Origin of the sequence: Calidifontibacillus erzurumensis, from assembly GCF_013303125.1 — a bacterium.
Taxonomy (GTDB): Bacteria; Bacillota; Bacilli; order Bacillales; family Bacillaceae_J; genus Calidifontibacillus; species Calidifontibacillus erzurumensis.
On the sequence record NZ_JABTTE010000004.1, the window covers coordinates 74,530 to 95,875 of the forward strand.

The 21,346-nt window shown below is 36.4% G+C and carries 19 protein-coding genes; all 19 read right to left on the bottom strand.

All coding sequences use genetic code 11. The features are described from left to right. Position 1: 1 nt before the first annotated feature. The 19 genes from HR057_RS04925 to HR057_RS05015 all read right to left on the bottom strand — a co-directional run bounded on the left by HR057_RS04925 (position 2) and on the right by HR057_RS05015 (position 21,263). On the bottom strand, positions 2-1,741 hold the full coding sequence (locus HR057_RS04925) for a 2-oxoacid:acceptor oxidoreductase subunit alpha (protein WP_173730312.1): 1,740 nt from the start codon (positions 1,739-1,741) through the stop codon (positions 2-4). 224 nt (positions 1,742-1,965) lie between these two features. After that, the gene (locus HR057_RS04930) at positions 1,966-2,895 is read right to left on the bottom strand and encodes a dipeptidase (RefSeq protein WP_268990192.1); all 930 of its coding nucleotides are present in this window, start codon (positions 2,893-2,895) and stop codon (positions 1,966-1,968) included. Between the two features lie 143 nt (positions 2,896-3,038). Beyond that, entirely contained in the window at positions 3,039-3,299 is a 261-nt protein-coding gene (spoVS, locus tag HR057_RS04935; protein WP_173730314.1) for a stage V sporulation protein SpoVS, read from the bottom strand. A 116-nt stretch (positions 3,300-3,415) separates the two neighbouring features. Further along, complete coding sequence (locus HR057_RS04940) at positions 3,416-4,210, bottom strand: TIGR00282 family metallophosphoesterase (RefSeq protein WP_173730315.1); 795 nt, start codon at positions 4,208-4,210, stop codon at positions 3,416-3,418. A 231-nt stretch (positions 4,211-4,441) separates the two neighbouring features. Then, positions 4,442-6,001 carry a ribonuclease Y gene (gene rny, locus HR057_RS04945; RefSeq protein WP_196237855.1) on the bottom strand — a complete coding sequence of 520 codons (1,560 nt, stop codon included), beginning with the start codon at positions 5,999-6,001 and terminating at the stop codon, positions 4,442-4,444. A 251-nt stretch (positions 6,002-6,252) separates the two neighbouring features. After that, positions 6,253-7,296: a recombinase RecA gene (gene recA / locus HR057_RS04950; RefSeq protein WP_173730317.1), complete on the bottom strand. Its 1,044-nt coding sequence runs from the start codon at positions 7,294-7,296 to the stop codon at positions 6,253-6,255. Between the two features lie 174 nt (positions 7,297-7,470). After that, on the bottom strand, positions 7,471-8,712 hold the full coding sequence (locus HR057_RS04955) for a competence/damage-inducible protein A (RefSeq protein ID WP_173730318.1): 1,242 nt from the start codon (positions 8,710-8,712) through the stop codon (positions 7,471-7,473). Between the two features lie 15 nt (positions 8,713-8,727). Next, entirely contained in the window at positions 8,728-9,306 is a 579-nt protein-coding gene (gene pgsA / locus HR057_RS04960; RefSeq protein WP_173730319.1) for a CDP-diacylglycerol--glycerol-3-phosphate 3-phosphatidyltransferase, read from the bottom strand. 120 nt (positions 9,307-9,426) lie between these two features. Continuing rightward, positions 9,427-10,377 carry a helix-turn-helix domain-containing protein gene (locus HR057_RS04965; protein ID WP_329955840.1) on the bottom strand — a complete coding sequence of 317 codons (951 nt, stop codon included), beginning with the start codon at positions 10,375-10,377 and terminating at the stop codon, positions 9,427-9,429. Positions 10,378-10,391: 14 nt separating this feature from the next. Next, a complete protein-coding gene (locus HR057_RS04970; protein ID WP_173730321.1) occupies positions 10,392-11,186 on the bottom strand; it encodes a DUF3388 domain-containing protein in 795 nt (264 codons plus the stop codon). Between the two features lie 198 nt (positions 11,187-11,384). Then, on the bottom strand, positions 11,385-11,633 hold the full coding sequence (locus HR057_RS04975) for a DUF3243 domain-containing protein (protein WP_173730322.1): 249 nt from the start codon (positions 11,631-11,633) through the stop codon (positions 11,385-11,387). Between the two features lie 59 nt (positions 11,634-11,692). Beyond that, positions 11,693-12,409, bottom strand: coding sequence for an elongation factor P 5-aminopentanone reductase (gene ymfI, locus HR057_RS04980; protein ID WP_173730469.1), 717 nt, complete (start codon positions 12,407-12,409; stop codon positions 11,693-11,695). Between the two features lie 149 nt (positions 12,410-12,558). Further along, positions 12,559-13,842: an EF-P 5-aminopentanol modification-associated protein YfmH gene (gene yfmH, locus HR057_RS04985; RefSeq protein WP_173730323.1), complete on the bottom strand. Its 1,284-nt coding sequence runs from the start codon at positions 13,840-13,842 to the stop codon at positions 12,559-12,561. A gap of 2 nt (positions 13,843-13,844) precedes the next feature. Continuing rightward, positions 13,845-15,134 carry an EF-P 5-aminopentanol modification-associated protein YfmF gene (yfmF, locus tag HR057_RS04990; protein WP_173730324.1) on the bottom strand — a complete coding sequence of 430 codons (1,290 nt, stop codon included), beginning with the start codon at positions 15,132-15,134 and terminating at the stop codon, positions 13,845-13,847. 109 nt (positions 15,135-15,243) lie between these two features. Beyond that, complete coding sequence (locus HR057_RS04995) at positions 15,244-15,969, bottom strand: GntR family transcriptional regulator (protein ID WP_173730325.1); 726 nt, start codon at positions 15,967-15,969, stop codon at positions 15,244-15,246. A 24-nt stretch (positions 15,970-15,993) separates the two neighbouring features. Further along, positions 15,994-18,336 (bottom strand): DNA translocase FtsK, encoded by a 2,343-nt coding sequence (locus HR057_RS05000; protein WP_173730326.1) that lies wholly within the window; start codon positions 18,334-18,336, stop codon positions 15,994-15,996. A gap of 128 nt (positions 18,337-18,464) precedes the next feature. Further along, entirely contained in the window at positions 18,465-18,692 is a 228-nt protein-coding gene (locus HR057_RS05005) for a YlzJ-like family protein (protein WP_173730327.1), read from the bottom strand. Beyond that, complete coding sequence (locus tag HR057_RS05010; RefSeq protein WP_173730328.1) at positions 18,689-19,450, bottom strand: ClpP family protease; 762 nt, start codon at positions 19,448-19,450, stop codon at positions 18,689-18,691. The genes HR057_RS05005 and HR057_RS05010 overlap by 4 nt, the downstream gene beginning before the upstream one ends. A gap of 148 nt (positions 19,451-19,598) precedes the next feature. Further along, complete coding sequence (locus HR057_RS05015) at positions 19,599-21,263, bottom strand: ribonuclease J (protein WP_374724050.1); 1,665 nt, start codon at positions 21,261-21,263, stop codon at positions 19,599-19,601. Positions 21,264-21,346: the final 83 nt, after the last annotated feature.

Here is a 21,346-nt window from a genome sequence, read left to right on the forward strand (position 1 = left end):
TTTATAACAACTCCTTAATTCTGTTGTAAATTTCACTTGGTAGGAACGGATTTCCGTCGTATTTAAGAACGCTCTCCACTTTATCGTGATTTCCTACATTTAATTTAAGGATTTGCGCTAACTGACCAGTACCGTTATGTTCAACAACGACCACTTTCTTTGCTGAATCCACTAAAGGCTTAATTTCATCAACTGGGAATGGATGAATCAAGCGGATTTGTGCATGGTTCACTTTTACTCCATCATTTTCAAGGCGTGCCATTGCTTCTTCAATTCCACCGCGAGTAGAGTTGAATCCAATGACAAGTACATCAGCTTCATCATGTTTAACATTTTTATATACAGCATTGTCAAGCTTAATGTTATTTAACTTGCGTAGACGCTTGTCCATTTGAATTTGACGGTTTTTCGCTGCTTCAGATGGACGACCGATCTCGTTATGCTCTACACCTGTCATATGGTGAAGACCATTTTTCATACCTGGTACGACACGTGGAGAAATACCATCCTCTGTTACAATATAACGTTTATAGTTTCCATCAGTTCCATCAGCAACTAATTCTGCATTTAAATCAAATTTGCCTCTGCGAATTTGAATTCTAGAATAATCTAAAGGTTCAACTGTTTGCTTACCTAAAGAAAGTTGCAAATCAGTTAATAATATAACTGGGCATTGATATTCTTCCGCAAGATTTAAAGCTTCAATTGCATCATAAAATGCTTCCTCAACCGTGCTTGGTGCAAGAACGATTTTTGGAATTTCACCATGTGTACCATAAATCATTTGCATTAAATCAGATTGTTCAACTTTTGTTGGCAAACCTGTACTTGGGCCACCGCGTTGAGTATCAACTACTACAAGTGGAGTTTCTGTCATACCTGCAAGACCAATTGCTTCCATCATTAAAGAAAGCCCTGGACCAGCAGACGCAGTAATTGCCCGTACACCACCATAGTTAGCGCCAATTGCCATCGTACAAGCAGCTATTTCATCTTCAGTTTGAATAACTGTTCCACCAAATTCTGGAAGTTTCTTAATTAAATATTCCATGATTTCAGATGCTGGCGTAATCGGATACGCTGACATAAAACGGCAGCCACCAGCAACAAAACCTAAGGCAATCGCATCGTTACCGATCATAAACATGCGCTTCTTACCATCAGCTTTTGCTAGCTTCATTGTTGAAAGTGAGCCGCCAGCTTGGGTTTTAATATATTCATAGCCTTTTTGGATGGCTTCCATATTTTTTTCAACAACTTGTTGACCTTTACGTCCAAAAATTTCTTCAACTACTTCTCTAAATGCTTCAACATCTAATTCTAAAATTGCACATGATGCACCGACAGCCACCATGTTTTTCATTAATGAAGTGCCTAATTCAGTTGCAATTTCTGTAAATGGTACTGAATAAAATGCAACTTTGGCATTTTCAGGAATCGTTGGATTGAATTTCGAATCAGCGATGACTACGCCGCCTTCACGCAATTCATGAAAATTGACATCAATGGTTTCTTGGTCAAAAGCAACTAATATATCAAGATCATCAGAAATTGATAGAACTTGACTCGTGCTTACACGAATTTTATTATTTGTGTGACCGCCTTTGATACGGGAGGAAAAATGGCGATAACCATATAAATAGTAACCTAAACGATTCAGAGTAATTGCAAAAATCTCCCCTGTACTCTCAATTCCTTCCCCTTGTTGTCCTCCAACTTTCCATGAAAGTTGATTGATCATTTTTTACACCCCTTTTGAATGTACATTGTTCAAATGTTTCAACGTATTAAAAGTGTAGCACGATTCCATAAAATACCTCAGTCTTTAGACCTACTTGCCGATTATGTAAGCAATTTTAGGTATGGAAGGGTACTAAACGCTTTCAATTCTAGACTTATAAAACAAAAAAATCAACCCCTATCATCGCATTTTTGACAATTTTGTGGATACAATTTTTATTGGGGTTATTTTGGAAAGTTATCTACAAAATTTTGATAGCAAATTCTAGAAATTAAGTCCGCTGAGTAATGTTTTTCTAATTCATTTAAAAGATTTTCATATCCTCGGAAATTTTCCAAACCGATGACCGTATCATCAATCCCATCAAAGTCCGAACCGAAACCAATATTTCGATCGCCGCCTAATGAACAAATATGCTCAATATGATTTAAAATATCCTTAATGCTTGCTTCATGATAATTTTCTCGTAAGAAATAAGGGACAAATGTAATGCCGATGACACCATTTTTTTTGATGATCGCTTTAATTTGGTCATCTTTCAAATTGCGGGGATGGGAAAAAACTGAGAAAGCATTTGAATGAGAGGCAATCGGATATTTCGCAATTTCAATTGTGTCCCAAAATGATTTTTCACCTAAATGAGAGACATCTGTCCAAATTTTAAATTGGTTATTTAACTCAATAACTTTTTTTCCAAAATTTGAAATTCCCGCATTTCTTTTTTCACGTACACCATCTGCTACAGCATTTGCATAATTCCATGTTAGGCCGACCGAACGAACACCAAGCCGATACAAGGTTTTCAATTTAATTAGATCATAATCGATTGCATCGCAGCCTTCTAACGTTAACATCGCTCCAATTTCATGATCTTTTAAATTCAAAATATCATTTTTTTCAAGAATCATTTTCATATTTGAATTTTCATTCAGCACTCTTTCATAAAAAATATCAACCATTTCTAATGCTACCATAAATTTGTCATATATTCTTACACTTTCTGGGATAAAAATTGCAAAGCACTGCACTTTCCCTCCAGATGCTAGCAAATGATCCAAGTTAACATGGAGCATATTACTATCTTTAAACGATATTTTATCGTTGAACCACATTTTATAAAGAACATCACAATGGGCATCAAAAATTTTCCGCAAGTGCCATTCCCCCTGATGCAAAATAAGGGGCTGTCTTAAGTGCAAGCACCCACTACTAATTACAATACGATTAGTATTCATATCGGATACAAGACACTTAGACGCCCCAACATGTCAACAATATAAATTTTTCATAGCCTTCATTAACGCGGTTCGACGATTAATTTTATTGCCGTTCTTTCTTCGCCGTCAATCACAATATCAGTAAAAGCAGGAATGCAGATTAAATCAAGTCCACTCGGTGCAACAAATCCTCGTGCGATCGCAACTGCCTTTACGGCTTGATTTAGAGCACCTGCACCGATTGCTTGAATTTCAGCAGCGCCACGCTCGCGTAATACTCCCGCAAGTGCCCCAGCTACAGAATTAGGATTAGATTTTGCTGAAACTTTTAATATTTCCATTCCTAGTTCCTCCTCGTATGATAAGTAAATCTGAAAACATTTCTCTTCTACTATATTCACGAAATTACCATTTATTCCTGCTTTCGTTAGCTGTTTTTTCAAAAAAGTTTTAAAATTCACTCAAAAAATGGATGATCTTCATTTATTAAAATTCGCTCAATTTTTAGAGACCGCCCAGTTTTTGGATCAACATCAATGACAACACCACATAATTGCACGCGGCCGCTTGTTACTTCAAAGCGGACAGGAAGATTTGTTAAAAACCTCTTTAAAACAGCATCTTTTTCAATCCCAAGAATGCCGTCATATGGACCTGTCATCCCTGCATCAGTAATGTAAGCTGTCCCATTAGGAAGAATGCGGTCATCCGCTGTCTGCACATGGGTATGTGTACCGACAACTGCGGAAACTCTTCCATCGAGATACCAGCCCATTGCTTGTTTTTCACTTGTTGCTTCTGCATGAAAGTCAACAAAAATGATATTTGTTCTTTTTTGTATTTCATTGATTAATAAATCAGCTTTTTTAAATGGACAATCAATTGGTGGAAGAAATGTACGGCCTTGCAAGTTAATAATGCCTACTTCAATTCCATTTATATTTAATATAATATACCCTTGGCCTGGTGTTTCTTCAGGAAAATTGGCTGGTCTCACAAGATATTTAGCATCATCGATAAATTCAAAGATTTCTTTATTATCCCATGTATGATTGCCAAGTGTAATCGCATTCGCACCAGCTTCTAATAAAGATCGGTAAATTTTTGCTGTAATCCCTTTTCCAGCTGCAGCGTTTTCGCCATTAACGATTGTAATATGTGTTCTATATTTCGCCTGTAATTTAGGTAAATAAGTTTTCACCATTTCTCTTCCTGGTGAACCTACAACGTCGCCGATAAATAAAATTCTCATTTAGAAACTCCTATCTTCATACAATTTTGTAGTAATTTCAGTTTTACATACAGTTCTATTAATGTCAAAATGGAAAATTACATGTGCTGAAAAATTGTAGAAAAAGCCTTTCTTGCAATAGAAGGCAGAAAAGCGAATTTTGTTAAACTTTTAGGGAAAAAAACGGGATCTGTAACATTTTAATTTTTAATCTTTAAAAAAAGAAGTGGTGAAAACTCACCACTTCTTTTTTTATTTTGCATACTCAACCGCGCGTGTTTCGCGGATTACAGTCACTTTTATATGGCCTGGATAATCTAATTCATTTTCAATTCTCTTGCGGATATCTCTTGCAAGCTTATGAGCTTCTAAATCATCCACAGCATCTGGTTTAACCATAATTCGTATTTCACGACCAGCTTGTATTGCATAGGATTTTTCTACACCTTCATAGGATTCGGAAATTTCCTCAAGTTTTTCCAATCTTCGAATATAGTTCTCTAATGTTTCACTTCTTGAACCAGGTCTTGCAGCAGATAAAGCATCAGCTGCTGCAACAAGAACGGCAATAATTGACGTTGCTTCCGTGTCCCCATGGTGAGAAGCAATACTGTTGATAACAACTGGATGTTCTTTATATTTCGTCGCAAGCTCAACCCCAATTTCAACATGACTGCCTTCAACTTCATGGTCAATCGCTTTTCCGATATCATGAAGGAGACCTGCTCTTTTAGCAAGGGTAATATCCTCACCTAATTCTGCAGCCATTAATCCAGTTAAATGGGCAACTTCAATGGAGTGCTTAAGTACGTTTTGCCCGTAACTTGTCCGATATTTTAATCGGCCCAAAATTTTAATTAAGTCTGGATGTAAACCATGAACGCCAACTTCAAATGTTGCTTGTTCTCCAACTTCACGTATATGTTCATCCACTTCTCTTCTAGATTTATCGACCATTTCTTCAATTCTGGCCGGATGAATACGACCATCTTGAACAAGCTTTTCCAGAGCAAGTCTTGCTGTCTCACGACGGATTGGATCAAAGCCAGATAAAATTACAGCTTCAGGAGTGTCATCTATAATCAGATCTATTCCCGTTAACGTTTCAATCGTTCGTATATTCCGGCCTTCACGACCGATAATTCGCCCTTTCATTTCATCGTTAGGCAAATTAACGACAGAAACGGTTGTCTCGGCAACATGATCTGCAGCACATCTTTGGATGGCAAGTGAAATAATTTCCTTTGCTCTTTTGTCTGACTCTTCCTTAATGCGGTTTTCATTTTCTTTAATCATGACTGCAGCTTCATATGCAAGTTCTTTTTCAAGATTTTCCATGATAATCTGTCTTGCTTCTTCTCTGGATAATCCTGAAATTCGTTCAAGTTCCGCTTGTTGCTGACGAACCATTTCATCCATTTTGCTTTCCAACTCTTCAATATGCTGTTGTCTTTTAGCAAGAGATTCTTCTTTCTTTTCAAGCGTTGCTTCCCGTTTATCCAAACTTTCACTTTTACGATCAAGAATCTCTTCCTTTTGCATTAAACGATTTTCTTGTTTCTGCAACTCGCTCCTTCGTTCACGGATTTCACGCTCCGCTTCAGTACGAATTCTATGATTTTCATCCTTTGCTTCAAGAAGCGCTTCCTTCTTGGATGCTTCAGCTTCACGTTTGGCATCTTCGATAATTTGTTGCGCTGCATGTTCCGCACTGGAAATTTTAGCTTCTGCAATGGATTTTCTTATATAATAACCAACAACTGCACTGACAAGCATGGCAAGCAAAACGGAGATGATTTTTATTAGGTCCATCATTTCACCTCCTCTTGCTATTGACTTGTACATCTTGATTGTATAAACAATCAACTTCTTGTTTTGATGGAAGGAAATTCCCACCTCAAATGTTTAACATACAGCACATGTTTTCCATAATTTTCAATATCTAAAAATAGTGAAATTATACAGTTTAATTGTAAAGGTCGAAATATCCATTGTCAAGTCTCTTACATTTCCGCAAAAAAGAAGCGTCCGAACTCCGAACGCTTCATTCTATAAAACTTTTATTATGAAAATAAATCTTCTTGTGCGGCTGTGTTTTCAACATCGGAAATATGGCCTGCATCATCTAGTCCATAATGAGCTCGGACTTGCGCTTCAATCTGGTGATAAACATCTCGATTTTCTTTAAGGAACTGCTTGGCGTTTTCACGGCCTTGCCCTAACCGTTCATCATTAAAGGAATACCATGCACCGCTTTTTTGGATAATATCTAATTCCGAAGCAATATCAAGGAGCTCTCCTTCTTTAGAAATTCCTTCTCCATACATGATGTCTACATCTGCTGTTTTAAATGGAGGAGCCACTTTATTTTTGACTACTTTAATTTTCGTTTTGCTTCCTACCATGTCATTACCTTGTTTAATTGTTTCGGCACGACGCACTTCTAAACGAATAGAAGAGTAAAATTTTAAAGCTCTACCACCTGGGGTTGTTTCAGGATTTCCGAACATTACGCCAACCTTTTCGCGGATTTGGTTAATAAAGATTGCAATTGTTTTTGATTTGTTAATAGCACCAGATAATTTTCGTAATGCTTGAGACATGAGGCGGGCTTGTAAACCAACATGGGCATCTCCCATTTCACCTTCAATTTCAGCTTTCGGTACTAATGCTGCAACAGAGTCAATAACAATAATATCTACAGCTCCGCTTCGGACAAGCGCTTCTGCAATTTCAAGGGCCTGCTCGCCTGTATCCGGTTGGGATAACAATAATTCATCAATATTAACACCCAGTTTTTCAGCATAAATTGGATCAAGCGCGTGTTCTGCATCGATAAATGCTGCTGTACCGCCTTGTTCTTGGACTTCTGCAATCGCATGAAGCGCTACTGTTGTTTTACCTGAACTTTCCGGTCCGTACACTTCGATAATTCTACCGCGCGGATAACCGCCTATTCCAAGAGCAATATCAAGTGCTAAAGACCCACTTGATACAGTCGCCAGTTTTCTTTCCGTTTGCTCACCTAATTTCATTATAGATCCTTTGCCAAATTGCTTTTCAATTTGCCTTAATGCTTGCTCAAGGGCGAGTTTACGATCATTCATTAAATGAAATCCTCCTTCTTATAAACTATCACTATCATACCTGTTTTTTTTCATTTTGCCAACAATTAAATCGAACGTCTATTCGTTTGAAATTCCAAAAAAATGTGCTCGAAAATGTTAAACCATCAAGAAAAATTAAAAATTCAGAAGAAAAATCTCCTGAATTTTTAATTTCTACATAGATTGTAAAATTTTTAACAAATGAAAATAACCATGTTTAATAGATTTTTTACGGATTGTACTACGGCTCCCAGCCAAATTCAATGGAAACACTTTCGTCTCCTGCCCTTTAAACGCAATACCGACAAAAACTGTTCCAACAGATTTGCCTTCTTGCATATCCGGGCCGGCAACACCGGTAAAACTAATGCCAATATCTGTCTTTAATAATTGGCGTACATTTTCAGCCATATACTTTGCACAAGTATTGCTTACAACACCTTCGATTTCAATTACTTCAAGTGGTACCTTTAATATATCCTTTTTAACTTCTGTATCGTAGCAAACAATACTTCCTTTAAAAATGCTAGACGAACCAGCAAAATTTGTTAATTCATGAGCAAATCCGCCACCGGTTAAACTTTCCGCACTGGAAATAGACATTTTTTTCTTCTTTAAAAGTTCGAAAACTTCTTTATACAAGGTCGTATTATTATAACCGTAAAAATATTGGCCAACACGGTCAAGTATTTTTCTCTCCAATTCCTCTAACATCTTTCGTACATCTTCAAGGGATGTCCCCTTTGCCGTCAGCCTTATCGTTGCTTCGCCATCTTCAATGACTGGAGCAATCGTTGGGTTCGTTTGCGCTTCGATTAAATCAAGAATTTCTGTTTCAAGTTTAGATTCACCGATCCCGAAAAACTTAAGTACTTTTGATTCAATGTATTCCTTTATTTTCAATTGTTCAAGCAAAAATGGCCGTCCGTAGTTGATAAACATTGGTTTCATCTCTGCAGGCGGTCCAGGAAGAAGCATGTAAACAATGTTATCTTTCTTAATTGCAATCCCGGGGGCGGTTCCAACATGGTTTGGCAAAATGGTGGAACCTTTCAAAATAAGCGCTTGCTTACGATTATTTTCCGGCATCATCCGATTCTGTTTTTTAAAATAATCGCTAATGTCTAGCAAAACATTCTCGTCTTCTACTAAAGGAAGGTCTAAAACTTCAGCAACAGTTTCTTTCGTTAAATCATCTTTTGTCGGACCTAGTCCACCCGTAAAAATAATTAAGTTCGATCTTTTTTGAGCTATTTCAATAACTTGCTGCAGACGAGTTTGATTATCACCCACAACTGAATGGTGATAAACATTTATCCCAAGATTCGCGAGTTCCTTCGAAAGAAATTGGGCATTTGTATTTACAATTTGCCCTAATAAAAGCTCCGTGCCAACGGCAATGAGTTCCGCATTCACTGATCATCACACCTATTACTTTGAATTTTTAAAAACATGCATGTTTTTCGCAAAATATTCCCATCCGGAAATAATTGTTAAGACTACTGCAATCCATAAAGCAATATCTCCTAATGGAATATTATATTTTTCAAATGGCACATTATGAAGCAATAGAGCTGAGATAGCGATAATTTGAAACACTGTTTTAAGTTTTCCAAGCTTACCAGCAGCCATAACCTGCCCTTCACCAGCTGCGACTAATCTTAAGCCAGTTACAGCAAATTCCCTGCTAATAATGACAATGACCATCCATGAAGGTGCCAGCTGCAGTTCTACTAATGTTATTAAAGCTGCAGAAACTAGCAATTTATCAGCTAATGGATCAAGAAATTTCCCTAGATTCGTCACCAAATTATTCTTTCGAGCCAAATGTCCATCAATCCAATCAGTTGTCGATGCCAGAATAAAAATAATTGCTCCGATAAAATGGGCAACTGGTATCGAATCATTGATCAGATAAATTTCGCCAAAAGGCATGGGAACTAACATAAAAATTAAAAAAATAGGGATCATGAGGATTCGTGAAATCGTAATTTTATTTGGTAAATTCAAGCTAAGTGCCTCCTATCTACATTCCATGAAAGGGGCTGTCCTAAGCGCTAGGCACAAAAAAACGATGATGTACGTTTCAGTATTTCCAAAAGTGCCGAACACTATAAGACAGCCTTTCCGTCATTGTTGGCTCTCTTTTATGAATTTAATTTTGATTTTTTGATGAACTTTTTCATTAGGTGTAAATGGATAGGCAAAATCTTGACCATTAATTTTAATGGAAACATCGAGGGTTCGCCCGACATTTAACATAATTTCTTGTTCTGCTGTAAAGTCATATGAAAGCTTTTCTCCGTTTTTTACCTCTCCAGCATAAAATGATTTCCCAAGACCATTTTCAATACCGACATAGCTTCTCCCATTTGGTGCTGCTGTTATTTCGACGAGAAACTCCTCTGCACCTGTCAATTCATAAACGGTCAATGGTGAACTCCCATTTTTCTGTTCAATTTGGACTAATTGTTGAATAGGTTCTTCTGGAACTGTTTCATTTTGACTTTGCTCTTCCTCATTGTCCATTGTCTCTTCAGCTTCCTCTTCATCTGTTTCTTCAGGTATATTTTCTTCACTCGGATTTATAATTGTAATATTTTCATCTTGCTGACTTTCAACAGGCGGTTCTTCCGTTTTTACATTTTCAGCATTCTCACTCCCTTGCTTATCTTGGAAAAATAACCATAAAAAAACGACAACACATATAACCAAGAGAGCTATTAATAGTTTTGGAAGTATTGAAGCCAATAAATTTGATGTTTGGCTTGAAACAGTACTTTTCTTCCGTTGTCTTCTTGATAAACTGTTTAGGACTTCAGTTGGTTCTGTTTCGGTTTTTGGTATTTCCGAAGCATACTCATCAAAAAGTCTTTCAGGATCAAGTCCTACCGCTTCAGCGTATTGCTTAATAAACGCTCTTGCATAGAACTTTCCTGGTAAAATATCTAAGTTTCCATCTTCGATTGCTTGCAAATACCTTTTTTGTATTTTTGTCATTGCCTGCAATTCGTCCAAAGTAAGATTTTTTTGTTTTCTCGCTTCCACTAACCGTTTTCCCAGCTCAGTCAATGATAACACCATCCGTTTTTATATTAAAAATCAAAATTTGAAAAGCCAAATCCAGATTCTGAAGAAAATTGTTGTTCAACAACATCATATGTAATATCTTCATCATAATCATTCCGAAGCTCAATTATATAATCAAAATCATCAAGTGTAAATTCAGTGTGGCGAACAAAAATGTCAGGATGCTCTACAACCTTTACTGCATCCATTCGCATGATTTCCCTTACTAATTGCCAATGTGATTCAGGGGCTCTTTTCGTTGAAACAACTCCATCAATTATGTATAAATGGTCATTATAGTATTCATCCTCCAGCAATTGACTACGGATTGTTTGTTTTAACAATGTCGAGGAAACAAATACCCATCTTTTATTCGCACAAACGCTGGCTGCAACGATCGATTCAGTTTTGCCAACTCGAGGCATACCTCGGATTCCAATTAATTTATGTTCATTTTTCTTAAAAAGTTCTGCCATGAAGTCAACGAGAAGACCTATTTCAGCGCGAATAAATCGAAATGTTTTTTTATCGTCTTTTTCACGATGGATATAACGGCCATGTCTTACGGCTAAACGATCTCTTAGTGTTGGCCTGCGCAATTTTGTTATTCTAATATTTTCAATTGTCTGAAGGATTGATTCTAGCCTTTCGATTTGCTGCTGTTTTTCACATTTGATCAGCAAACCACGACGCATCGTCTCTACACCATTTATTGTAACTATATTAATAGACAACATACCTAATAATGAAGATATATCCCCTAGGAGGCCTGGACGGTTAATGACAATTTCATATTCTAAATACCATTCTTCCTTTTCCATCATCATCCTCCCAAATGTATTAATATTGGTGGAATTTTCCTTCCACCTTTCTAACTATTACTATAATAAATGATTTTATGGTAATAGAAAAGAACATTAAACCAATTACCGACAAATTTCTCATTGGACATATTTTTTTAACATAATTGTATGAAAAATTAAAGAGAGGTTCAATGGAAGCCTCTCTTTTTAGCGAAATTAAGATTTTTGAACTAATTTTACCATCATGTTAGCAATTGCATGTTGCTCTTCAGGAGAAGCAACATTCCAGAGCTCTTTCAATAATTTTTCTTCAGGATTTTTTGGTTGTACTTCTTTTGCTAAATATTCCCCAACTTCATATGCAAGATTAGAAATCGTTTGTTGGTCAAGCCCTTGTTCTTGCGCTTGCTCCATTCTGTTTTGTAAAAAGTCTTTCCATTGTTCAAAATTATCCAATACAGACATGATCATCACTCCTTAGAGATTTATTCAACATTTATCATGCCTCATTGATTAGAAATTATTCACGTATACCATGCTCCATTAATATTTAATATTTCTCCATTGATGTAGGACGCCTTCTCAGATATTAAAAAAGAAACTGCATGGGCAATTTCTTCCGGTTTGCCAAAACGGCCCATTGGAATTTCATCAAGAATTGCTTGTTTGTCTTCTTCAGAAAACATATGAAGCATACTTGTTTCGATCGGACCAGGGGCCACCCCGTTGACATTAATTCCCGATGGGGCAAGTTCTTTAGCCAGCGCTTTAACGAACGTGTTTTGTCCACCTTTGACCATAGAATAAAGGACTTCACATGAAGCGCCCACAATACCCCATACAGAAGAAATAACAATAATTTTTCCGTATTTTTTGCGAATCATCATCGGCAATAACTGTTTTGTAAGTAAAAAAGGGCTTGTAATATGAAGTTGAACCATTTTGTTTACTTCTTCATCTGAAATATCTGTCACTAAACCGACATGACTTTGACCAGCATTTAAAATTAATACATCAATATTATGGAAAATATGCTTTGATATTTCCAAATATCCTGTTGGACTAGATAAATCAGCACGAATTAACTGACAACGAACAGTTAATTGTTCAGCTAGTCTTTTAACAGGCTCTTCATTTTGATTGTAGTGCAAATAAAGATTATAACCATCATCAGCTAAAGATTGTGCGATTGCTAATCCGATTCCCCCACTTGCACCGGTAATTAACGCCCATTTTTCCAAAATCAACCACTCCAAATCAAAAGCGCCCAAAGTTTTATTGTTCGGGCGCAACTCATTCATTTCTAACCAACACCGTAAAATAAAATTGTTGGCTAGACTTCGATCATTCTTTTTTCTAGATTTTTAACCAAGAAAATCGAACACAATCATTATTTCGGAACAACTTGACAAACGGTAAAACATTTTTCATCAAATAAATCGTCTGCCACCATTCGTATTTGCTCCATGCTGACTCCTTCTAGGACAGATATAATATCAAATAAATTCATACCATTAAATTGGTACCTTGTAAATTGATTAGCGATAAATTCAGGTGAGTTAAATGCACGTAAAAATGATCCGATTTTTTTCTTTTTTATTCGAGCTAAATAATCAGTGGAAAGTTTACTTTCGTCAAAGTTCAACATTATATTTTTTAAACGGTCAGCTAGTTCATCTGGCTTCTCCGTATCCCCGCCAATCATTGAAAAACCAAAACCATATTCTTCCGAATAATCATAGGAAAAACTATCATCTATTAAACCATCGTTATAAAGCTCCTCATAATATTGCGAACTTTTCCCGAACAATAAATCCAATAATACATTAATAGTCAGCTCACGTGTTAATAACTCTTTTCCTCTTCTCGTTGGATTTTTCGCTTTAAAACCAACTAAACATTTCGATGTTTTTACTGACATTTTTAATACTTGTTTGTCTTTTGTAACTTCTATCGGTTCTTCATCAAAAAACCTCTTAATTTCTGGTGCTTCCCTAAATTGTTTTTTACTTTGATTTGAACGAATTTGTTCCATTGTTTTATTTACATCAATAGGACCAACAACGAAAAGAAGCATATTGCTTGGATGATAAAAAGTTTCATAACAAGTATACAAAAGATCTTTTGTAATCTTTGAGATCGATTCAATTGTTCCAGCAATATCAATTTTGACTGGATGATTTTTGTACATATTTTCAATGAGTCCGTAATAGACACGCCAATCCGGATTATCATCATACATCTTAATTTCTTGGCCAATAATTCCTTTCTCTTTTTCAACAGTTTCGTTAGTGAAATAAGGACTTTGTACAAAGTCGATTAATGTTTCCAAGTTTTCTTTAACATTTGCAGTACTTGAAAATAAATAGGCCGTTCTTGTGAAGGAAGTAAACGCGTTTGCCGATGCTCCTTGTTCGCTGAACTTCTGGAAGACATCGCCATCTTCTTTTTCAAATAGTTTATGTTCTAAAAAATGGGCAATTCCATCAGGAACATGGATTGCTTCGCTTTTTCCTAAAGGGATAAAGCGATTATCTATACTTCCGTATTTTGTTGTAAAGGTAGCATAAGTTTTATTGAAACCTTCTTTTGGTAAAAGGTAAACACGAAGTCCATTGTTTAATTTTTCATAATACAAAGTTTCTTTAAGTTGTTCAAAAACAATTTTCTCCATCGCTACGCTCCCTCCAATCCCTTTAGGAAGTATATCGTATCAAGCTCAACTTTATTCGCAACAGCTTGAATCTCATCTTTTGTAACTTCATCTATTTTTGTAATCCAATCTTCCAAAGGGCGATGAACTTCCGAAACGACATTATGGTAAAGGACCTCTATCAACCCACTTGCAGTATCAAGTGTTTCTAATATTTGATTTTTTAACACCGCTTTTGTTTGTATAATTTCCTTATCGGTAAAATTCCCATTTCTCATATCTTCCAACTGTTTTTTTATTATGTCGACACATTTTTTATAATTTTGAGATTCGATCCCACTCATGATCATTAAAAGCCCTTTATGACTTTCAAACCTTGATGCCGCATAATAAGCTAAACTTTCTTTTTCCCTTACGTTAATAAACAATTTCGAATGGGAAAATCCTCCAAAAATACCATTGTACACTTGTAAAGCAAAATAATCGTCATCTTGGTAAGTTACATTTGTCCTACATCCGATATGTAACTTCCCTTGTTTTACATCCTGTTCCTCAATAATCTCTTTAACATTAACAATTTTTTTGGGGATATAGCTTACCTTGGTCTTAGCAATTTGAGATGAGCGGCTATCTGGCATGCGAAATACCTTTTCGACGATTGTTTTTACTTCACTCACTTTTATATCGCCGACAATGTATAAATCGATTTCATCATCTGTTAACACCGATTTGTAATAATCATATAGCGATTGGGCATCTATATCGTCAAGATCTTCGATATTGCCATAAGCATTTAATCGATAAGGCTCCCCTTCGCACATTTCTTGAATAAGGCGCATGTTAGCATAACGCATTTTATCATCGTAAATGGCTTGGATGCGCTGTTTTAATGCCCTCTTTTCTTTATCAACGATTGCTTTCGAGAAGGCTCCATTTTCGGATAGCGGTTCAAGTAAAATTTCCGCCATTAATTTCAAACCTTGTTCCAATAGCGGTGTCTGTTCATTTAAATATTTTTCATTAGCAATATCCATGCGTATTGTTATTATTTGGAATTCACCTTTTTTAGAAACATCGACGTTTAAAGAGGCCCCATATAGATCATCAAGTCTTGTACGTAATTTGAGTGCCGACGGGAAATTTTTCGTCGCACTTTGCAGAACATAAGGAAGGAGCGCTCTTTTTGTCACTGTCCCATCTTGTAAAGGGGATTTCAGCTTTAGAGCAATCGTATTTGTTTTATATTTGAGTGTTTCGATCCCATGTAATGTGAAGCCCTTCATGGAGACAGTTTCTTCCTTCACAAGATTCATTCAATTCCCTCCTAACTCGCATCTTGAAAAAAATCCTTATTCGTCACTATGTTTTCTCTAAAATTATAAAAATAAACGGATAGTTCCGTATTCGATTTTTTTCATTTCTTTATGAACGTTTCCGCAAAACATGAAAACTGAATTTATCTGCCCGGAAATAATTACAAGAATAAAAAACGGGATTGTCATTTTGATCAAAATGCATTTGTTTCATTACAAGTAAAGAAGCATCTACTTCACAATGCAAAATTGGTGAGATTTTTTCAGAAAAACCTAAAGGTTCTATCGTCGTCACTGCATATGAAATATAGCAGCCCGCTTCCCTTTCAAATAAATCAAAAATCGAACCCGATTCATGGGTGAAGTTTTTCGGTAAAATTGATTTTGGAATTTGATCAATACAGTAAACAACAGGTTCATCATCAGATGTGCGAACACGTTCGATAATCACTATTTCTTCATCTTTGCTGCAATTGAACTTATTTACATCATCTTCCGTTGCTTTTCTTGAAGTTGAAGAAATAAAAATTGTTCCAGGCTTCTTTCCTACCCGTTTAATCATCTCGGTGACACTAAATAATTCTTCAATGCCGGAAGTAAATAGTGGTTTCGGGTTTACAAAGGTTCCTACACCATGTCTATGGACGATAATGTTTTCTTCTTCAAGCACACGCAAAGCTTCACGCACAATTTGTCTTGAAACTCCCAACTGTTTCGCCAAATCAAATTCGGATGGCAGTTTCTCATCCTCTTTATAGATGCCACGATCAATATCTTTTTTAATTCGATCAACGATTTCCAAATAAAGATGATCTGTATCCGATTTAATACTCATTCTAACCTCCAGCTTCCTCTTTTATTAATTTGATACTTCGTCTTTTGTTTTAGATATTAAAACTGCACGTGGTTTACTTCCTTCATAAGGTCCAACAATTCCTTTTGCCTCCATTGCATCAATAAGTCTCGCTGCTCTAGTATATCCGATACGAAAGCGTCTTTGCAGCATTGATACTGAAGCGGTTTGCATTTCAACTACCAGATCAACGGCATCATTAAATAACTCATCATCAATTTCAACCTCGACATCGCTTTCTTCAGATGGCATCATATCCTCTTGATATTGGGCCTTTTGTTGAGATATAACATGTTCGACAACTTCTTCAACTTCGGCATCCGATACAAAAGCACCCTGAATACGGATTGGTTTAGATGCTCCGACAGGTAAAAATAACATATCCCCTCTACCAAGTAATTTTTCCGCGCCACCCATATCTAAAATAGTTCTTGAATCAATAGATGATGATACACTAAACGCAATTCTGGAAGGGATATTTGCTTTTATTACACCTGTAATGACATCAACGGAAGGACGTTGTGTTGCAATAATTAAATGGATACCTGCCGCACGCGCCATCTGTGCAAGCCTTGTAATTGCTTCCTCAACATCGCTTGATGCAACCATCATTAAGTCCGCTAATTCATCAACGATAACAACAATATATGGAAGCTCTGGCTGCTTTTCGCCTGTTTTTTCATTATGAATGCGAACATGTTCATTATACCCTTCAATATTTCTTGTTCCTGTGTGGGAAAATAGCTCATATCGCCGTTCCATTTCAGCAACAACTTTTTTTAAAGCTTGTGATGCTTTTTTCGGGTCTGTTACAACGGGTGTTAATAAATGAGGAATTCCATTATACATATTCAGTTCCACCATTTTCGGGTCAATCATCATTAATTTGACTTCGTGCGGTTTTGCCCGCATGATCAAGCTAATAATAATCCCGTTAATACAGACGCTTTTCCCGCTTCCAGTTGCACCTGCAACAAGCAAGTGAGGCATTTTATTAAGCTCAGCCAAAATTGCTTCCCCTGAAATATCGCGGCCAAGTCCCACCATTAATTTTGCTTCTGGGCGATTATTTTTTGACTCTAGTACTTCTCTAAGTGTTACCATTGCAACTTCTTGATTTGGCACTTCTATGCCAATTGCTGATTTCCCCGGAATTGGCGCTTCAATACGAATATCTTTCGCTGCCAATGCCAATGCTAAATCATCACTAAGACTAACAATTTTACTTACTTTTACCCCGACATCAGGATGAACCTCATACTTAGTCACAGCAGGTCCTAAATGGACTTTCCGAACTTTAGCTTTTACTCCAAAACTTTCAAACGTTTTTTCTAATTTTTGAGCATTAATAGAAATTAATTTTTTTTCTTGGTTTTGGTTATTATGCACAGGCTTTTTCAGTAACTCAAGCGGAGGCAGTTGGTAAGATTCATTCGTAACTTGTGTAAAGTCAATGGCAACTTGGCTTTCTCCGTTTTCATTTCCATCATTTGATTGATTATTATTTCCGTTTCTCTCATTCTTATCACTACGTTCTGTAGTAGGCGCGTTTGCATCATTGCCTGCAATTTCATTAAAATCGGAAATAATCGGTTCTTCACTAAGTTCCTCTGCTTGTTCAACAATTATCATTTCTTGTTTATTTTCATCGATATCATACGATTCATTGTTCGTTCTATTTTCATTTATTCTCTTTTTCTTTCTTCCTTTCAGGAAAGAACGGCAATCATGTACGAAAGCAATCCATTGGGTTTTCAAAAACTGAAAGAACTTTTGTCCAGCAATTGAGAATAAATCATGTATGGAAATACCTGTTAAAAGTATTAAACCGATCAAAATTAAAAAGATAAAGATAATTTTTGTTCCTAGTGCACCAAATAAAAAATAAGAAATGGCAAAAAGGAGAGCTCCAGCCATTCCTCCTCCTAAAGCTTTCGATGTGCCCCCTTTCACTTCACTCCAAAATTGATTCCATGTATTTTGAATGATGGACGGATTTCCGATAGGTGCTTGATTATGTATTTCATTAAAAACCTCAACATGAGAATATAATAAAAGGGCAGCAGAAATAGTATAAATACCTGCTAATCTCCTAGTAAAAAAGGATGGCCATTTTCTTTTTACTATGAAATAAATCGATAAGAAAAAGAGGCCAATTAAAAGGAGGCTATACCATTCTCCAAAAAAGAAGCGAGCTAATTGGATCAATGCTTTACCAACTACACCACCAATATCTGCAAGAGCGATAATTGCGACTGCTAGTATACCAAGCCCACCAAGTTCAAAGGTAAGTGTTTTTTTCCAATCAATCGCTCTTTTTTCCGCTCTTTTTTTCTTTGATTTTGCCATCTTATCACCTAGTTTAATTCCAAATATTCTATTTTTAAAAAAGAAATTCATCAAAAAGAAAGCAGCCAAACCTCTAGGCTGCTTAAGGAGTTGTAGTTATTTATTATATCATATATTTGCTTTAGCGGCTATTTTTCTATTTGCGGTTTTAACGAAAGGAGGGATCCAGGTTGTATTGCGTCATTTAAAAAATCATAAGGATTTGTGCTCAAAACTTGAATTACCCGGCATTCTTCATGGGAGACAGGTTCAACAAGAAGCGATAATCCGTTCACTTCGATGATCGTTTGTTTTGAACAGGATTGATGATTTTCTTGAAAAATTAGTTCCGAAGGCATCGTAGTATATAAGATCATTGCAATAGTTCTCCTTCTTTTGGCATATTGGCTTTACGCCTTTCTTCAATGAGCTCATTCAGTTTGGCAAGCGCTTGTCCAACACCACCAACCTCATTAATAAGCCCGTACTTTACCGCATCCCGACCGACGACATTTGTACCAATATCACGGGTTAAATTTCCTTTTGATAGCATTAATTCTTTAAAACGATCTTCAGTAATATTTGAATGTGATGTTACAAATTGAACAACCCGATCTTGCATTTTATCTAAATATTCAAAAGTTTGTGGTACACCGATGACTAAACCTGTTAATCGAACCGGATGAATGGTCATCGTAGCCGTTTCTGCAATAAACGAATAATCAGCACTTACAGCGATCGGTACTCCAATCGAATGACCGCCACCTAATACAATCGATACAGTTGGTTTTGATAATGAAGCAATCATTTCAGCAATAGCTAATCCCGCTTCAACATCTCCACCTACTGTATTTAATATAATTAACAGCCCTTCGATCTTTGGATTTTGTTCGATCGCAACAATTTGTGGAATTAAATGTTCATATTTCGTCGTCTTATTTTGTGGTGGCAATTGTACATGTCCTTCTATTTGCCCAATAATTGTCAAACAATGAATATTCGATTCTTGTCCCAATTGCGGCACATTTGTTTGTCCAAGTTGGTTTATTTTATCAACTAAAGATTCTTTTATATCTTTTTTTTCTTGATCTTGTTCTGATCGATGATTAGGTGAATGTTCAATAAAATTTCCCATATAGGTGCTCCTTTCATGAAATAGACTATCCATAGTATGAATCTCTTACTTACTTTTAATTCTTTAAATAGCTTTTATCATCATTACCCTCAATTTCAGGAAAAACATTTCGCAAATAAAAAAGAACTGACCTATTACGGTCAGTCCCTTATATTTCCATAATAATCGGCAAGATCATTGGCCTTCTCTTTGTTTTTTCGAATAAAAAGTGACTAAGCGATTCGCGAATATTTGTTTTTAATGTAGACCAATCAATTGTCCGATCCTTTAAACATTTTAAAATAATTTGTTGTACAATCTCATTAGATTTTCCAAATAATTCCTCAGATTCCCGCACATATACAAAGCCTCTTGAAATAATTTCCGGTCCTGAAATTATTTGATTTTTTTCTTTCGATAGCGTTACAACGACGATTAATATACCGTCTTGTGACAAGAGGCGTCGGTCGCGTAAAACGATATTTCCTACATCTCCGATGCCAAGCCCATCTATTAACACATTACCGGCAGGAACTTTGCCAGCAATCTTCGCACGGCTATTCTTATATTCAAAAATATCGCCATTTTCCATTAAAAAAATATGATCACGGTTCATTCCAGTTGCTTCTGCCAATTTTGCATGGGCACGCTGCATTTTATATTCCCCTTGAATCGGAATAAAATAGCGGGGATTCATAATGCTTAGCATCATCTTTAATTCTTCTTGGCTAGCATGACCTGATACATGTACTTTCCTTTGACCATAGATAACATTAGCACCTGCTCTAAAAAGCAAATCAATTGTATTAGATACGAGCTTTTCATGCCCAGGAATAGTTGTAGCTGCTATGATTACAGTATCACCCTGTTTAATTGCTGTTTGTTTATGGGATTTTACAGCCATTTTAGCCAAAGCCTCAAGAGGCTCTCCTTGGACACCTGTTGCCAATATGACTAAACGGTGATCATCCCATTTATCGATTTCTGAAATCGGTATGATCAATTTCTCCGAAACATCAATATAACCAAGCTCCATTGAAACTTCAATCGCACGTTTCATGCTATTTCCAACAATTGCAACTTTTCGATTCGCTTTTTGAGCTGCATCAAAAACTTGTTGAATGCGGTGGATATTTGAGGAAAAGGTAGCAACGATCACTCGTTTTTCCGCTGTGCGGATACAGTCGCACAATTCATCACCAACCGAACTTTCAGAACCTGTTGTTCCTGGGCATTCAGCGTTTGTACTATCAGACATTAAGCATAAAACGCCTTCTTTGCCAAGTTTCGCCATTTTGTAATAATCAAAACGAACTCCATCCGCTGGTGTTTGATCTAGTTTAAAGTCACCGGTATGAACAATTGCTCCGTCCGGTGTATGAATGACAACTCCTACGGAATCGGGAATACTATGGGTTGTTCTAAAGAAAGAGACGCTGGCATATTCAAAATTTAAGATTGTATCTGCATCAATGACTTGCAGATTGGCCAAATGCTTTACTCCTGAATCTTCCAATAAGTTGGCAACTAAGCCGATCGTTAACTTAGTACCATAAATCGGAACATTAATACGTCGCAGCACATAAGATAAAGATCCGATATGATCCTCATGTCCATGTGTTAGAAAAAATCCTTTCAGTCGCGCAACATTTTCTTCTAGATAAGTGATATCAGGGATCACTGCATCGATACCAAGCAATTCATCTTCAGGTAATTTCAATCCAGCATCAATAACAAAAATTTCGGGGCCCACTTCGACAACATACATGTTTTTCCCGATTTCCCCTAGGCCGCCAAGTGCAAAAATTCTGACTGGATGGTTCCCTTGCTTTATCAATTGATATCCTCCTATTCAGTTTTGAACCGCTCAAAGTCACTTGCATTTATTATACCTTATCGAAGTAGTTAAAAAAAGAG

What these genes read in the sequence shown, in the direction of transcription:
- HR057_RS04925 (WP_173730312.1), bottom strand. Translation starts at nt 1,741, where the DNA reads ATGATCAATCAACTTTCATGGAAAGTTGGAGGACAACAAGGGGAAGGA.
- spoVS (WP_173730314.1), bottom strand. Translation starts at nt 3,299, where the DNA reads ATGGAAATATTAAAAGTTTCAGCAAAATCTAATCCTAATTCTGTAGCT.
- HR057_RS04940 (WP_173730315.1), bottom strand. Translation starts at nt 4,210, where the DNA reads ATGAGAATTTTATTTATCGGCGACGTTGTAGGTTCACCAGGAAGAGAA.
- rny (WP_196237855.1), bottom strand. Translation starts at nt 6,001, where the DNA reads ATGGACCTAATAAAAATCATCTCCGTTTTGCTTGCCATGCTTGTCAGT.
- recA (WP_173730317.1), bottom strand. Translation starts at nt 7,296, where the DNA reads ATGAATGATCGTAAACTCGCCCTTGAGCAAGCATTAAGGCAAATTGAA.
- HR057_RS04970 (WP_173730321.1), bottom strand. Translation starts at nt 11,186, where the DNA reads ATGGAAAAGGAAGAATGGTATTTAGAATATGAAATTGTCATTAACCGT.
- HR057_RS04975 (WP_173730322.1), bottom strand. Translation starts at nt 11,633, where the DNA reads ATGTCTGTATTGGATAATTTTGAACAATGGAAAGACTTTTTACAAAAC.
- yfmH (WP_173730323.1), bottom strand. Translation starts at nt 13,842, where the DNA reads ATGGAGAAAATTGTTTTTGAACAACTTAAAGAAACTTTGTATTATGAA.
- yfmF (WP_173730324.1), bottom strand. Translation starts at nt 15,134, where the DNA reads ATGAATCTTGTGAAGGAAGAAACTGTCTCCATGAAGGGCTTCACATTA.
- HR057_RS04995 (WP_173730325.1), bottom strand. Translation starts at nt 15,969, where the DNA reads ATGAGTATTAAATCGGATACAGATCATCTTTATTTGGAAATCGTTGAT.
- HR057_RS05000 (WP_173730326.1), bottom strand. Translation starts at nt 18,336, where the DNA reads ATGGCAAAATCAAAGAAAAAAAGAGCGGAAAAAAGAGCGATTGATTGG.
- HR057_RS05005 (WP_173730327.1), bottom strand. Translation starts at nt 18,692, where the DNA reads ATGATCTTATATACTACGATGCCTTCGGAACTAATTTTTCAAGAAAAT.
- HR057_RS05010 (WP_173730328.1), bottom strand. Translation starts at nt 19,450, where the DNA reads ATGGGAAATTTTATTGAACATTCACCTAATCATCGATCAGAACAAGAT.